This is a genomic window from Micromonospora sp. C81, assembly GCF_018070425.1.
Taxonomy (GTDB): Bacteria; Actinomycetota; Actinomycetes; order Mycobacteriales; family Micromonosporaceae; genus Micromonospora; species Micromonospora zamorensis.
Genome location: NZ_JAGPXS010000001.1, coordinates 597,579 through 610,779, shown reverse-complemented (window position 1 = coordinate 610,779; position 13,201 = coordinate 597,579). Strand labels below are relative to the sequence as shown.

The window sequence follows — 13,201 nt, the reverse complement described above, 5'->3', positions numbered from 1 at the left end:
AGCGATGCTCGCAATCGGCCCGCGCTGCCCTCCCGCCCCTCCTCGCCGCAGCATGTGCACGGTCAGCCGGCCACGTGCTGGCGTCGCGTGGCGTCGTCGGACAACTGGCCGACGGCGTCGTCGAGGCTCTCGAAGATCGGGAACGCTCCGTCCAGGCGCATGGTGTGCAGGACGGTGCGGATGAATCGCGACGGCGCGGCGAGGCAGAGCGTGACCCCGCGTTCCCGCGCGTCGCGGTGTGCGCGGACGAGAAGACCGAGCCCGGTCGAGTCGATGATGTGCACACGGCTCAGGTCGACAACCACGTGCCCGCCCACCTCGGCCACGTGCCGCAGCGCCGTGCGCAGCGTGTCGCCGGTGTCGAGGTCGATGTCGCCCGTCGCGGCGATGACGGTGACGTCGTCGAGGTGGTCGATGCCGAGGATGCCTCCGGGACCGTGGTCGTCGCACGAGCCCGGCCCGCGGCGCGGGGGTGGCAGCAGGCTGCAGTGCGGGCAGCGGTGCGGCCCGGTGGCGAACGGAGAGCCGGTCCAGCCGTGCTCGGCCACCAGGGTCCAGACGACCTCGGCGTCGGGTAGCACGCACGCGGTGCCGCGGATGGTCTCGCCACAGGTGTCACAGATCAGGGTCATCAGGTACTCGTCCGGGACGACGGTCATGCTGGGGTCCTTCCTACGCCCTGGGCTGGCGCGGTCCGCGTCGCCCGGCCCGGGTCGGTGACGATCGACAGCACCTGGTCGAGGCGGGCGATGTGCAGGATGCGGCGGACCCGAGGGTTCGGGTTGCGCACGGTGAGGACCGCGTCGGCGCGAGCCAGTCTTCGGTGCAGGTCGAGGAGCAGGCCGATGGCGGCGGCGTCGAGGTGTCGGCAGTCGGAGAGGTCGAGCACGACCTGCACGGGGCGCAGGCTGAGCAGCCGATCGAACATCGCACCGACCTCCGGTAGGCAGGCCAGGTCGAGTTCGGTGACGCGCACCTCGACCAGCGGCAGCGTGTACCGCGTCGGGATCACCGGCGTTGTCATGGCCGTGCCCCTCTCCGTCAGCCCCTCGGTCCACCACCACCGTTACGGGCGGGGTTGGCGATAGCTGCAAGGCTCTGTGACAGTTGTGTGACAAAACCGCGAGCTGGGCAGCACGGTTGGCCGCTCGGCGGGCCGCCGAGGATGATTCCGGCATGACGGCCGTACTGGTGATCGAGGACGACGACCGCATCCGGCTCGCGCTGCTGCTCGCACTGGAGGACGAGGGCTACGACGCCCTCGGCGCGGCTACCGCGGAGGAGGGGCTGCGCGCCCAGCGTCACCACCCGGCCGACTACGTGCTCGTCGACCTGATGCTCCCCGGCCTCGACGGCTTCGAGTGCATCCGACAACTGCGCCGTGACGACGACGTTCCGATCGTGGTCGTCAGCGCCCGGGACGGGACCGACGACATCGTGGCCGCTCTCGAAGCCGGCGCCGACGACTACGTCGTCAAACCCGTGGCGATCAGGGAGCTGACCGCCCGACTGCGAGCCTTGCGTCGGCGCGCCCGACCGCTGGCGGCGGCGTCGGCGCCGGATCCGGTGCCGGCCGTGGCCTTCGGCGAGTTGGAGATCAGTCCGGAGGCGGGGGAGGTGCGCCGCGCCGGTCAGCAGGTCACCGTCACCCGCACCGAGTTCCGCCTGCTCTGCGAGCTGGCCGAGCACGCCGGCCGGGTGCTGTCCCGTCAGCAGCTGCTGCAACGGGTCTGGGGGTACGACAGCGGGGACGAACGGCTGGTCGACGTGCACGTCGGCCGACTGCGGCAGAAGATCGAGCCGGACCCGGCGAACCCCCGTCACCTGGTGACCCTGCGGGGTCTGGGCTACAAGCTGCAACGATGAGACGCCTCGGACTGCGTACCCGGGTGGCAGCCGCGTTCGCGGTCGGCGCGCTCCTGCTCTCCGCGTCGATGGCCCTGGTCTCCTACGAACTGACCCGGCGATCCCTGCTCGACGACCGGGAACGCATCGCACTGCGGGCCGCCTACTTCGACGCCGCAGTGGTGCACGCCGGGCTCGACACGGACAGTCCGGACGTGGTGGAGGTGCTCCGGTCACTGGACACCGGCGGGAGCCGGCGGCCGGTGCTGCACCTCAACGGCGAGTGGTACGCGCGCACAGCGGACCCGGACACCACCGCCGCCATCCCCGCCGAGTTGCGTCGAATCGTCGCCGCCGGGGAGCCGGCGGTGCAGCGCGTACGCGTCGCCGGGCAACCCGCCCTGGTGGTGGGGGTGCCGCTGTCCTCGTCGGCGGCATATTTCGAGGTCAACTCGATGCGTGAGTTGGAGCAGACGTTCCAGGTTCTGTCGCTGGCGTTGACCACCGTCGCGGTGCTGGTCGCCGGGTCCGGTGCCGCCCTCGGGTGGTACGCCACCCGACACGGACTACGGCCGCTGACGGCGGTCGCCGACGCTGCCCAGAAGATCGCCGCCGGTGACTTCACCGCCCGGCTGGACCCGGCCACCGACCCCGACCTGACCCGCCTCTCCTCCTCGTTCAACCAGATGGTCGACCAGCTCGCCCGCCGTATCGAACGGGACCGGCGCTTCGCCGCCGACGTCAGCCACGAACTGCGCTCACCGCTGCAGACCCTCGCTGCGGCGGCCAGCGTCCTGGCCCGTCGTCGGGAACACCAGGACGACCGGACGGCGACTGCCGCCGGGCTCGTCGCCGACGAGATCGACCGTTTCCAGCGACTGGTCAACGACCTGATCGACCTGGCCCGCAGCGACCAGCCCGCACACCGTGCCCCGGTGGACGTGGTGGAGCTGGCCGAGGAGGCCTGCCATGCGTACGACCTGCCGGTCAGCCTCGTCCACCTGGCACCGGGCGTCCCCCCGACCTGGCACGTCGAGCGGCGGCGGATCGCCCAGGTCCTGGCGAACCTGCTCGACAACGCCGTGACCTACGGCGTCGGCCCCGCAGCCGTCCGCCTCTGCCGCGACGGTGACACCGGCGTCATCGAGGTCGACGATGATGGCCCGGGCGTGCCCGTGGAGGATCGTGAGGCGATCTTCGACCGTTTCGTCCGGGGTCGGGCCGCCCACACCCGTGGCGCAGGTGACGGCACGGGGCTCGGGCTCGCGCTGGTGGCCCAGCACGCCGCCGCGCACGAGGGGCACGCCACCGTCGTCGACCGACCCGGGGGCGGCGCACGCTTCCGGGTCGCGCTCCCGGGCAGCCTGCCGTGAACCGACGCCGTCTCGCCCCGTTGGCGCTCGTCCTGCTGTTGACCGGTTGCGGCATCCCCACCGACGACGGTCCCCGAACGGTGCGGCCACCGCGTGGGCCGTTCCACAGCTCCGTTCCCGCCGACGCCACCGCACCGGCCGGCCACGTCGTCGAAACCCTCTGCCTCGTACGCGACAACTGGATCATCCCCGTGGTCCGGCGCGTCGACAGTGTGCCGAGCATGGCCGACCAACTGCGGCATCTGCTCGCCGGGCCCACCGGGGAGGAACGTGACAGCGACCTGACCAGCGCGCTGCCGGGAGCGGTCAACGCCGCTGGTGTGACGGTGACCGGCAAGCAGGCTCTCGTCGCGGTGGACGCGCCGGCCGTCGACGCCGGCCGCAGCGACGAGGTCCTCGCCTTCGGGCAGATCGTCTGCACCCTGACCAGCCGCGACGACGTCACCACAGTGGCCTTCCTGCGCGACGGCAGACCGCTCGGTGTGCCCCGGGCCGACGGTTCGCTGTCCGCCGACCCGCTCACCCGCGCTGCCTACGCCCCACTGATCAAGGAGCAGTGAGCCCGTTCACACCGCCGGCGGCACCGAGGGTCTGCTCAGTGGAAGACCTGAGACGAAGTCCAGGGCCGGGCAGGGGAGCTTCCCGGAGGTCGGGTGGGTGTCGCCGGCCAGATGATGGCTGGCATGAAACGCGCTGCGCTCTTCGTGATCGCCGGACCGGTCGGCATCGCGGCCTACGGCCTCGTACGCCTGTGGGGTAGGTCCGACGGGGTGTACGGCCCCGGGCTCGACTGGCAGGCCGCGCATCTCGTCGGCCTCGCGGGCATGGTGTGCTTCGTCCCTGCCGTGCTCGCCCTGGCCGGCCTGCTGCCCCGCAGCCCATGGCGTACCGGGGTGGTGGCCCTCACCATGGTCGGGCTGGCCGCGACCATGGTGCAGTTCGGCGCCGACATCGTCGAAGGGCTCCTTGCCGCGGACCGTGCGGAGATGTCGGCTCTCGGCGCGGACTTCAAGGACATCCCCGGTATCGAGGTGGCCTTCTACGACGTCGTACCCCAGTTCTTCTTCCTCGGCCTGGTCGTGCTCGCCGGCATGCTCGTGGCCAGACGGCGGCTGCCGTGGTGGAGCGTTCCGCTGCTGGTCGTCGGCATCGTGGCGCCGGCGGTAACGCTCAACCTGCTCCCCATCGGCGGCCTGTGCATCCTGGCGGCGTTGGCGCCCGCGCTTCCGGCTGTCGCCGGAACGCCGGGTGTACCGCACTCGACCCGCTGACTCGACCTGGTCAGTGCGGCAGGCCGGTGCAGGCGGCCCCGTCGATGGCGCAGGCCTCGGGGGCGGCACCCGCCGGTGAACCGTTGACCCGGAACGTCACCCGGACCGAGGTGCTGCCGGGCACCTGACCGGCGCTTCCGTCCGGCACGAACGTCCACACCGCACCGTCCCGGCTGACCCGCGCGCCCTCGACCGCGCTGACCCGCAGCGACTCCCGAGGCAGGGTGACGGTCAACGTCCACTGCGGCACCGGCACCGACCCGGGGTTGCTGATCGTCACGGCCGCACCGTAACTGAGCAGGGCGTTGTCCGCGATGGCGAAGTCGGCGTTCAGGGGAGTCGGGGTGGGCGAAGCCGTCGCACCGGTCGGTGTGGGCCGGGTCGACGCACCTGCGGTCGTCGGGACGGCGGTGGCCGACGCGGGCGGTGGGGGAGCGGGCGCCGCCGGGCTGCTGGCCGCCGGCCGTGCCTGCGCCCGGGGAGTGCCGGTCGATGGAGTGCCCACCTGCTCGACGGACGGTGGCGCGTCGAGGGTCACCGGCGTCAGCTTCTCCGGCGTACGCAGCAACCCGATGACGGAGACGGCCGTCGCGACCAGCACCCCGAACGCCGCGACCACGGCCACACAGGTGGCCCGCGAGACGTCGTCCCGTCCGGTGAGCACCCGCCGCGCGGTCGTGCCGAAGGCCACGATCCGGTCCAGCAGGATGATCGCCACGGTACGGCGTGGCTGGGGTGGTGTTGCCGGCACTGCCTGTCTCCCCTTCAGTTCGTCGCCGGATGCGCGCCCGCGATCCGTGCGGATCGCGGATGGCATCTGCCCCGTCACAGGGCGCGGAGCCCGACGAGTATCGCCTTGAGCAGATCCTCGTTCGGCACCTCCGACAGCATCGGCGGGTCATGCGTCTCGATCAGCCCGGCCGTGAGCAGGTCACCGAGCAGCACCCGCACCGTCCCCAGTGGAAGGTCCAGCTCGGCACCCACCTCGGCCACCGACACCGGATCGTGGCACAGCTCGACGATCCGCGCCTGTTCGGGAAAGAGCGGTGTGGGCGGCGTGACCCCCCGGCGAGCGACGACCAGTGAGATCAGGTCGAACTTGTCGCCCGTGGGCGCGGTGCGCCCCCCGGTCATCGTGTACGGCCGGGCCACCGGGCCGGCGTCGTCGTCGTACCACGCCTCGTCAGCGCTGCCGGTGCTGCGCACCAGGATCCCCGATCGTCGCCGAGGAGGCGGGCCCGAGACGGATCGGCAGGTGCCGCTCGGCCTGCCCGACGAAGAGCGCCACCTCGTACGCCATGTCGCCGACCTTGACGTCGTCACCGGCGATCCGCACGGTGAGGATGGTGCCGTTCGGAATGGTGGCGACGAACAGGAACGCTCGCGCCATCTGCACCACGACCTGACGCAGACCGCCCGCTTCGCAGATCCGGGTGGCGGCCAGCCCCAACGCGATCAGACCGGCGACCACGCCGGAGAGCTGCTCGGCGAGCTCGCCCTTGACCTGTTGGGAACCGCCGAGGAACAGCCCGTCGGGGGAGAGCACCACGGCGAACTCCGCGCCGTGCACTCGGTCGACCAGGCGGTCCAGGGCGCCGGTCAGGTCGTCGTCGGTGACCACTGCGGACGTCATGGGTGTCTCCTTGTTGCTCTAGCGACCGGGAACTCGACGGTGTCGAGGCTGGTCCTGCCGGGTTCCGGGCCGGTCGGTCCGGTGTGGCGTGTCCGCGTCGGCAGCTCGCCGTCGCCGTTCGGGGTGGAGGGGTCGGCGGCGTCGCGGGCCGGCGGGTGGGGGGTGCCGGGTGGCGCGGTGGCCGCTCCACGGCCGGTGACGTTCGGTGTGACCAGCCCGGCCGGTAGGAGCACTGTGGCGGCCGTCCCACCGCGCCGGCTCGGGTGCAACGAGACCTGTGCGCCGCATCGGCCGGCCAGGACGGCGGCCGCGTACAGACCCGCGGAACCCGGAGGTGGGCCGTCCGGTGGCGGGTTGCCGAGCAGGTGGTTCGCCTCGGCCAGCGCGGACGTGTCCAGACCCGGCCCGTCGTCGACGACCAGGACCGCGCAACCCTGCGGTCGGTGCTCGCCCCTGACCCGTACGGTGGTGTCCGCAGCGGAGAAGGCGAGGGCGTTCTCGATCAGCTCCGACAGCAGGTGGACGACGTCCGTGACGGCGTTGCCCGCGAGCGACCAGGGCCAGTGCGGCGCGATCAGGACCCGGTGGTAGTCCGGCACCTCGGCGACCGCGCCGCGCGTCACGTCGAGCAGCGGCACGGGCCGTCGCCAGCGGCGGGCGGGTCTCGCGCCGGCGAGCGTGATCAGCTTCTCCACGTTTCGTCGGATCCGGGTGGTGAGATGGTCGAGCTGGAACAGCTCGTTTGTCTCCTCGGCGGACCGCTCCCGGCGTTGCATCCCGTCCAGCAGGCCGAGCTGATCGCGCAGCAGGACCTGGTTGCGTCGGGTGAGCCGCAGGAACAACTCCTGGTTGGCGCCGTCGGGCGTCGCCGTGGCATCACCGGCCGGAGCCGGAGCGTCGTGGTCCGAACCGGTCCGGTCCTCGGTCAGGCGTCGGACGGTGCTCACCCAACCCAGCAGGAGCACGAGCACGACGATGAGGCCGAGCCCCACCACGGCGCCGGTACGCGCGACGGCCACCGCGGCGCCCGGCGCGGCCCGCTCGGCACTGCTGCGGGCGGTGGTCGTCACCAGCGTCTGCAGTGCGCCCAGGGCGGCGTCCGCCGCGGCCCGCCAGGCCTGGACGGTGATCCCGGTCAGCGCCGTGTCGGCCGCGAGCAGTCGGGCCTCCAGGGCGAGCAGACCCGCGAAGTCGGGGCCGGTCACGAGGCGCTGGTGCTCACTGCGGCCGTCCACGGGCAGCCCTGCCGCCGCCTCGGTGCGCGCGTACCGCTGGCCGCCGACGAGCTCGATCAGCCGGCTCCGCTCGTCGGCACCGAGCCGAGCGCCGGTCAGGGCCGCGCTGACCAGTGTGTCCTCCCGGGCGAGCAGCTCCCGGGCACGGGCCACCGCGATCACCGCCCGGGTGTCGGCGGCCAGAGCGCTCTCGTACGCGCCCCACTCCGGGCCGTACACCCGGAAGGCGACGTCGACGACCTGGTCGTACGCGTCGACGGCCTCGGCCAGGTCGAGACTCCCGGCGTCCACCTGGGACCGGATCGTGCCCAGGCCGTCGAGCCGGCGGACCAGCTCGCCGGCCCGGTCGCGGACGTCACCGGCGCTGAGCAGTCGAAGGCCACGGCCCTCGGTGAACGCGCGGACCTCGGCGGCCGCCCGGTCGGTGCCCTCGCGCGCCGCGACCAGCGTGGGCGCCGTCGGCGCGGCTGCGGCGACCCGCTCGGCGGTGAGCCGACGTTCGGCCTGCAGGCCCAGGATCAGCCGGTCGGCGGGCTGGCCCAGGGTGTCCGCCAGGGCGCGCACGCGCAGCAGGTCGGCCGCGTCCTGGCCGGCCACGTAGGCGGCGTAGGACCAGAGCGAGACGAGGACGGCGCACAGCACGACCAGCCTGACCCGGATCAGTCGCACCTCGTCGTGCGTCACGGTCGGCCCCGCCCGGTGCGGAGGCGTCCGCCGCGTGGGTGCCTCATCGGGTCGCCCGCTGTGGCCACGGCTGTCCGGCCGTGTCGCTGGCCCGGTCAGCGACGATGGTGCGCAGCAGGGCTAGCAGCTCGGTGCGGTTGGCACAGTTGAGTCGGTGGCGCATCCGCGCCACGTGGTGTTCCACCGTCTTCGCCGAGATGAAGAGCCGGTCGCCGATCTCCCGGTAGGTCAACCCGGCCAGCACCAGCTCGGCGACCTCGTACTCGCGGTCGCTGAGCCCCTGCTGGGTGGGGCCGGCCGCGCGCGCTGGGCTCGCGCCGGTCGTCGGTGTCTGCCCGCCGTGGCCGCCGGGTGGCCGCCCCTGGAGCGCGCGGGCGCACTCCAGCAGGGTGGTCATCGCCCGCCGGTCCGCGGTGCGGATCGCGGCCTGACCGGCGAGGCGAGCACCGTCCCAGCACAGTCCGGTGTCGTGCAGCCCTCGGGCGGCGGCCTCCACCCGGGTCGGGTCGACGACGCCCCGCAACACCTCCACCCAGCTCTCCGCGGCGGCGGCGACCACTGCGGCGTACCGGCTGTGACCGGCGGCGGCGAGCAGCGCGGCGACATGTTCGTCGGCGACTGCCGGCTCGGCGGTCAGGATGGCGGCGTGCAGCCCGCTCCAGTGCAGCGGGACACTCCACAGTGGTGGATTGCCGAGGCGGCCCAGCAGGGCGCGTCCCTGGAGCAGGTACGGCTCCAGGCGGGCCAGGTCACCGAGCCGTGCGCCCGCGATGGCCAGCTCACCCAGTGGCAACAGCGTGAACAGGTCGACGGGGTGCCGGACCACCGCCTCCAGCGCCTGCCCCCACCCGCGCTTGAGCGCACCGAGGTCGCTGTTGCGCCGGCTGACGCCCATCCGGATCGCGGCGGCGAAGAGCAGGTCGCGCGACTCCAACGGCCGCCCGTCGAGGGTCACCGTGGCGAGACGTTCGGCCGCGGCGTGCGTCTCGCCCCGGACCATCAGGATCCAGGCCTGCAACAACCGGTGGCGACGAGCCATCAGGGGGCCGCCGACACCGGCGGCCAGGGCACGGTGCAGCACCTGCTCGGCGATCTCCAGTTCGCCGCAGTGCACGGCCGTCAGCGCGGCGAGCGCCGCCGGGCTGTCCGGTAGGAGTGCCGCGCGTCCGTCCGGCTCCAGCAGCGCGGCGGCCTGCACGAGCGCGGAGAGCGCGGCGGTCGGTGAGCCGGTCACGCTGTCGCGGACGCCGGTGGCCATCAGCCGGGCAGCGCTGGCGTGCAGGGTCGGGGGCTCGCCGCCGGGATCACCGGCCGGCGGCTCGGCGGCGGCGCTCAGGTCGCCGGTGGCGAACCCGCCCACGGTGGCGAACGCCAGCGCCGACGCGGTGCCCGACCACCGGTACAGCTCCACGCTGCGACCGACGTGCCCACGGTGCGCCAGGGCGGTTGCGGCCACCACTGCCGCCTCGCGGCGATCGGGGGGAGTGGCCGTCGACAGCAGTCGGTCCGCCAGCCGTAGGGCGTCGTCGAGGTTGCCGGCCAGTGCGGCGGCGAGCGCCTGCTCGGCGCTTGCTGGCCGTCCGGCCGCCGTGGCGGCCGCGAACAGGTCGGCGGCGAACGCCGGCTCGTCGGCCAGAGCCTCGTTCGCAGCCGCTGCCAGGGTCGGGACCGGGCAGTCGCCGAGCGCGCCGACCGCGAGCAGGGACCGGACCAACGGCAGCACCGCGCCACCCCTGGCGAGCTGCAACTCGGTGAGCCGACGCCAGACCGCCGTCCGCTCGGTGGTGGGGCTCAGCGTCGTGACGGCCCGCCGGACGATCGGTGCGAGCCGGCCGTCGGCACCGAGCAGCCCGGCCGCCCTGGTCGTGGCGATCAGATCGTCCACCGCCGCCGGCTCCCGGCCCAGGAGGGCGCCGAGCATGCTCACCGGCAGCGTCCCGCCCGCCGCGACGGCGAGCAGCAGCCGTCGTACCGCTTCGGGTTGGACGTCCAGGTCCGGCCCGAACTCGCCGACGACGGACCGGGGTGGGTCGACCACCGTGCCGGTCGGGGTCTCCGCGGCGGCCAGGCCGCGGGCCAGCCGCTCGACATCCCGGGGTACGCCGCAGGTCTGCGTGTGGACGAAGTCGACCAGGTCGTCGCGGCTGTCCAGCTCGGGTGTGGAGGCGAGGTAGGCGGCGGTCTGCTCCCGGGTGAACGGCGTGAGGAGCAGGGCCTGCCCGTCGCGTCGGAGCGCGTCGACCAGCTCGCTGAGCGCCGCCGACCGGGGCCACGGGCGGTGGGCGACCACCAGTCGGTGCCGACGGGTGGCGGCCAGACCCAGCAGCACCTCGATCCGTGCGTCGTCGAGCAGGTGCGCGTCGTCGACCAGCACCAGGGTGTCGGCGTCGACCGGTTCGCCCGGCTCCGGGGCGGTCGTGCGCACGGTGATCCCGGCCCGTTGATGGACTCGCGCCAGCTCCGCGAGCAGCGCGGTCTTCCCGTGACCGCCCGGGCCTGCGATGCCGACGCTGAGCGGGCCGGTCGGGTCCTGTCCGACAGTGTCCAGCAGGACCTGCGGCCCCCGGTCCAGCGTCAGCCCGGTCTCGGCGATGTCATTCATGATCATTGGGGTCATCCTTCGCGTCCCCGGCTGCGGGCCAAGGCCAGGCGGGACGGTTTCGGCAGGTCCAGTGGGAGGACCCGGACCGGGGGCCGCGGTGGCGGATCGCCCGGGACGGTGGTGTCGTGGTGGGGGCGGCGGGTGGCCGGGACGGAGGCCCGACCGGCACCGCTGACCGGGGATGGATCGCGGGCCGGTGGCTGTCGGCGGGGGCGCGGCGACACCACCTGGCACGCGGCCATCGCCGCACCGGTGGCGGCGGTCAACTGGGAGTCCGGTTCCACCTCGACGGGGACCGGGAGGGCCGCGCTGATCAGCTCGGTGACGAGTGGCACGCGGGTCGACCCGCCCGCCAGCAGGACACCGTCGAGCTGCCCCGGCGTCAGGTTGGCGCTGCGCACGGCCCGCAGCAGGAGGTCGACGGTGACCTGCACCGTCGGGCGGATCATGTCCTCGAACTGGGCCCGGGTCACCGGTATCCGCGCCGGGCCGCCCGGCAGGGTCAGCACCACGTCGGCCGTCAGGTCGACGGTCAGCACCCGCTTGACCCGGTCACACTCGGCGCGCAGCCCGCGCAGCGCGGCCTGGGTGCCGCGGCGTGCGCTGGTGGCCAACTCCCGGGCCAGCGCGGTACGGGTGTGGTCGGCCAGCGCCTCGTCGAAGTCGGCCCCGCCGATCGGGTCAAGGCCCTGTGGGGTGCCGAACGTCTCGTAGGTGCCGCGCGGGGTGCGACGCACGAGAGCAGCCTCGAAGCTGTTGCCCCCCAGGGCGTAGACGACAGCGGTGCTGCCCGCGAACCCGCGGGCCGCGTGGCTCTCGGCGACCGTGACCGTGCGCGGAAGCAACGTCACGTTGCGCAGGCCGAAGCCGGACAGCGCCCGGTGCAGCACCTCCCGTCGGTAGGGGCGCCACCCCGCCGGGTGGCTGAGCACTATCGCCTCTGCCGGGCCGCCCTCCAGGGCGTGGACCCGCTCGACCACCCACGCCGCCAGTTCGGCGGTGAGCGTCTGCGGCGCGCACGTTTCGCCGCCGAGCAGCAGGGGTACGTCATCGCCGATCCGGTGCACGAAGTCGCGTGTGGTGCGGCTGCCGTCGTCGGTGGCGGGCTCGCCGACGTGCAGCGAGCCATCCTCGGACAGGCACAGCACCGACGGCACGAGAGCGGAACCGACCTGCAGCGGGACGGGCTCGGGGCGGGTCCAGGTCGTGCCGTGCGACCGTGCGACCGCGGCGGCGGTGTTGGTGCTTCCGATGTCTATCCCCAGGACGTACGGCATCGTCTCTTCTCCCCCCGTGAGTTGGCCGGCCGATGGCGATGGCGTCGGTGCTGCCGACGACCCACCCCCGGCGAACCCCGCGGGCTCCTACGTTCGTACCAGAGATCAGTCCCTGGTCGGGACCCTAATCTCGCCGGGTCGGTTTCCCCCTGTCCCCCTAACGTACGAGGCGGCGGAGCCCCTAGTTCAACCGGCCCGGATGCGGGCTGAGCCCCGATGCCCGGGGGTGGGCCGGGCAATAGCGTCACTGTCGATGTACGACACCTGCCGACGGCCAGATCCGAGGAGAACCGGCACATGGACTCGCACCAGACCCTCCACGACTTCGTGCTCGACCTGTTGACGAACCCCGACGCGCGGTCGGCCTTCGACCTCGACCCCGAGGGTGCGTTGCGGGCCGCAGGGCTCAGCGACATCACCGCGGCGGACGTGCAGGACGTGGTGCCGCTGGTGGTCGACTACGCGCCGGGGCAGGGCCTCACCCCACTGGTGCCGGCCGTGGGGCAGCTCGGGTTCGACCCGCTGGTCACCGACACCACCGACGTGGTGGGCCAGTTGCAGAGCGTGGCGCAGCAGATCAGCGTCACGAGTTCTCCCACCGGCGTGGACATCAAGGCCGGTGTGCTCGGCGCCATCGCGGTCGACCCGTCGGCTGCCGCCGCCGGGATCACCGTGCTGCCGGGGATCGGCCTGGGCGTCGGTCCGTACGGGTTGGACAGCGACCTGGCTGGTGTCTCCGACGTGGCGCACACCCTCGACGCCGACGTGGTGCAGCCGGTGGACGCCATCGCGGACCCGGTTCTGGGGAACGTCACCGGCGTGGCCGGCGACCCGAGCGGTCTCCTCGGCGCAACCGAACCGGGCCTGCTCGGCGGCGACCTGACCGGCGGTGTCCTCTCCGGCTCCCACGGTCAGCTCAACGGTGTCGTGGGTTCCCTCGGTGTCGACGACACCCTGGGTGGGCTGGGTCTGGGCCACGCGGGCGGCGCTGTCGGTGGCGTCGTCCCGCCGCTCGACGTTCCGTCCACTGTGGGTGGTGTGACGCACCAGGTGGACAGCCTCCTTCCCGGTGTCACCGGCGCGGTCGGCGATGTGACCGGGGGCGCTACCGACGGTGTGCTGGGCGACTCGCACGCCTCGCCGGACCACGGCCTGCTGGGTATCACCGGCGGCCTGCTCTGACAGGGATCTCCGGTAGGAGCGGGAGGCCGGGTCGCTTCGGGCGATCCGGCCCTCTCCGGTTCCACATCCGGTCCCTCTTGATAATTGAGCCGAAATCCG

Annotated in this window: 13 protein-coding genes; 5 read left to right on the top strand and 8 right to left on the bottom strand. The window is 73.2% G+C overall.

From position 1 onward, the window contains the following. Nucleotides 1–62 precede the first annotated feature (62 nt). Nucleotides 63–659, bottom strand: coding sequence for an STAS domain-containing protein (locus KBX46_RS02840; protein ID WP_210790522.1), 597 nt, complete (start codon nt 657–659; stop codon nt 63–65). After that, nucleotides 656–1,024, bottom strand: a complete 369-nt coding sequence (locus KBX46_RS02835; protein ID WP_210790518.1) for an STAS domain-containing protein — start codon at nt 1,022–1,024, stop codon at nt 656–658. The genes KBX46_RS02840 and KBX46_RS02835 overlap by 4 nt, the downstream gene beginning before the upstream one ends. Nucleotides 1,025–1,176: 152 nt before the next feature. Between KBX46_RS02835 and KBX46_RS02830 the strand changes: the two genes are divergently transcribed. The 4 genes from KBX46_RS02830 to KBX46_RS02815 all read left to right on the top strand — a co-directional run bounded on the left by KBX46_RS02830 (nt 1,177) and on the right by KBX46_RS02815 (nt 4,489). Beyond that, nucleotides 1,177–1,866 carry a response regulator transcription factor gene (locus KBX46_RS02830; protein WP_210790515.1) on the top strand — a complete coding sequence of 230 codons (690 nt, stop codon included), beginning with the start codon at nt 1,177–1,179 and terminating at the stop codon, nt 1,864–1,866. Then, complete coding sequence (locus tag KBX46_RS02825; protein ID WP_210790513.1) at nt 1,863–3,218, top strand: cell wall metabolism sensor histidine kinase WalK; 1,356 nt, start codon at nt 1,863–1,865, stop codon at nt 3,216–3,218. Before KBX46_RS02830 ends, KBX46_RS02825 begins: the two co-directional genes overlap by 4 nt. Then, entirely contained in the window at nt 3,215–3,778 is a 564-nt protein-coding gene (locus KBX46_RS02820; RefSeq protein WP_210790511.1) for a GerMN domain-containing protein, read from the top strand. Before KBX46_RS02825 ends, KBX46_RS02820 begins: the two co-directional genes overlap by 4 nt. 123 nt (nt 3,779–3,901) lie before the next feature. Next, the gene (locus KBX46_RS02815; protein WP_210790501.1) at nt 3,902–4,489 is read left to right on the top strand and encodes a hypothetical protein; all 588 of its coding nucleotides are present in this window, start codon (nt 3,902–3,904) and stop codon (nt 4,487–4,489) included. A 10-nt stretch (nt 4,490–4,499) separates the two neighbouring features. Here KBX46_RS02815 and KBX46_RS02810 read toward each other — a convergent pair whose 3' ends face one another. The 6 genes from KBX46_RS02810 to KBX46_RS02785 form a co-directional block, all read right to left on the bottom strand. Next, the gene (locus KBX46_RS02810) at nt 4,500–5,240 is read right to left on the bottom strand and encodes a cellulose binding domain-containing protein (RefSeq protein WP_210790498.1); all 741 of its coding nucleotides are present in this window, start codon (nt 5,238–5,240) and stop codon (nt 4,500–4,502) included. 74 nt (nt 5,241–5,314) lie between these two features. Beyond that, complete coding sequence (locus KBX46_RS02805) at nt 5,315–5,695, bottom strand: DUF742 domain-containing protein (protein ID WP_099854725.1); 381 nt, start codon at nt 5,693–5,695, stop codon at nt 5,315–5,317. Further along, nucleotides 5,673–6,122, bottom strand: coding sequence for a roadblock/LC7 domain-containing protein (locus KBX46_RS02800; RefSeq protein ID WP_210790495.1), 450 nt, complete (start codon nt 6,120–6,122; stop codon nt 5,673–5,675). Before KBX46_RS02800 ends, KBX46_RS02805 begins: the two co-directional genes overlap by 23 nt. After that, entirely contained in the window at nt 6,119–8,041 is a 1,923-nt protein-coding gene (locus KBX46_RS02795; protein WP_210790492.1) for a nitrate- and nitrite sensing domain-containing protein, read from the bottom strand. The genes KBX46_RS02800 and KBX46_RS02795 overlap by 4 nt, the downstream gene beginning before the upstream one ends. 43 nt (nt 8,042–8,084) lie before the next feature. After that, nucleotides 8,085–10,649 (bottom strand): LuxR family transcriptional regulator, encoded by a 2,565-nt coding sequence (locus KBX46_RS02790; protein WP_210790489.1) that lies wholly within the window; start codon nt 10,647–10,649, stop codon nt 8,085–8,087. Between the two features lie 5 nt (nt 10,650–10,654). Beyond that, nucleotides 10,655–11,920, bottom strand: coding sequence for an Hsp70 family protein (locus KBX46_RS02785; RefSeq protein ID WP_210790486.1), 1,266 nt, complete (start codon nt 11,918–11,920; stop codon nt 10,655–10,657). Nucleotides 11,921–12,217: 297 nt separating this feature from the next. Between KBX46_RS02785 and KBX46_RS02780 the strand changes: the two genes are divergently transcribed. Beyond that, a complete protein-coding gene (locus tag KBX46_RS02780) occupies nt 12,218–13,102 on the top strand; it encodes an IniB N-terminal domain-containing protein (protein ID WP_210790483.1) in 885 nt (294 codons plus the stop codon). Nucleotides 13,103–13,201: the final 99 nt, after the last annotated feature.

Excerpts from the sequence above, each read along its gene's own strand:
- KBX46_RS02840 (WP_210790522.1), bottom strand. The coding sequence starts at position 659 with ATGACCGTCGTCCCGGACGAGTACCTGATGACCCTGATCTGTGACACC.
- KBX46_RS02835 (WP_210790518.1), bottom strand. The coding sequence starts at position 1,024 with ATGACAACGCCGGTGATCCCGACGCGGTACACGCTGCCGCTGGTCGAG.
- KBX46_RS02830 (WP_210790515.1), top strand. The coding sequence starts at position 1,177 with ATGACGGCCGTACTGGTGATCGAGGACGACGACCGCATCCGGCTCGCG.
- KBX46_RS02825 (WP_210790513.1), top strand. The coding sequence starts at position 1,863 with ATGAGACGCCTCGGACTGCGTACCCGGGTGGCAGCCGCGTTCGCGGTC.
- KBX46_RS02815 (WP_210790501.1), top strand. The coding sequence starts at position 3,902 with ATGAAACGCGCTGCGCTCTTCGTGATCGCCGGACCGGTCGGCATCGCG.
- KBX46_RS02800 (WP_210790495.1), bottom strand. The coding sequence starts at position 6,122 with ATGACGTCCGCAGTGGTCACCGACGACGACCTGACCGGCGCCCTGGAC.
- KBX46_RS02790 (WP_210790489.1), bottom strand. The coding sequence starts at position 10,649 with ATGATCATGAATGACATCGCCGAGACCGGGCTGACGCTGGACCGGGGG.
- KBX46_RS02785 (WP_210790486.1), bottom strand. The coding sequence starts at position 11,920 with ATGCCGTACGTCCTGGGGATAGACATCGGAAGCACCAACACCGCCGCC.
- KBX46_RS02780 (WP_210790483.1), top strand. The coding sequence starts at position 12,218 with ATGGACTCGCACCAGACCCTCCACGACTTCGTGCTCGACCTGTTGACG.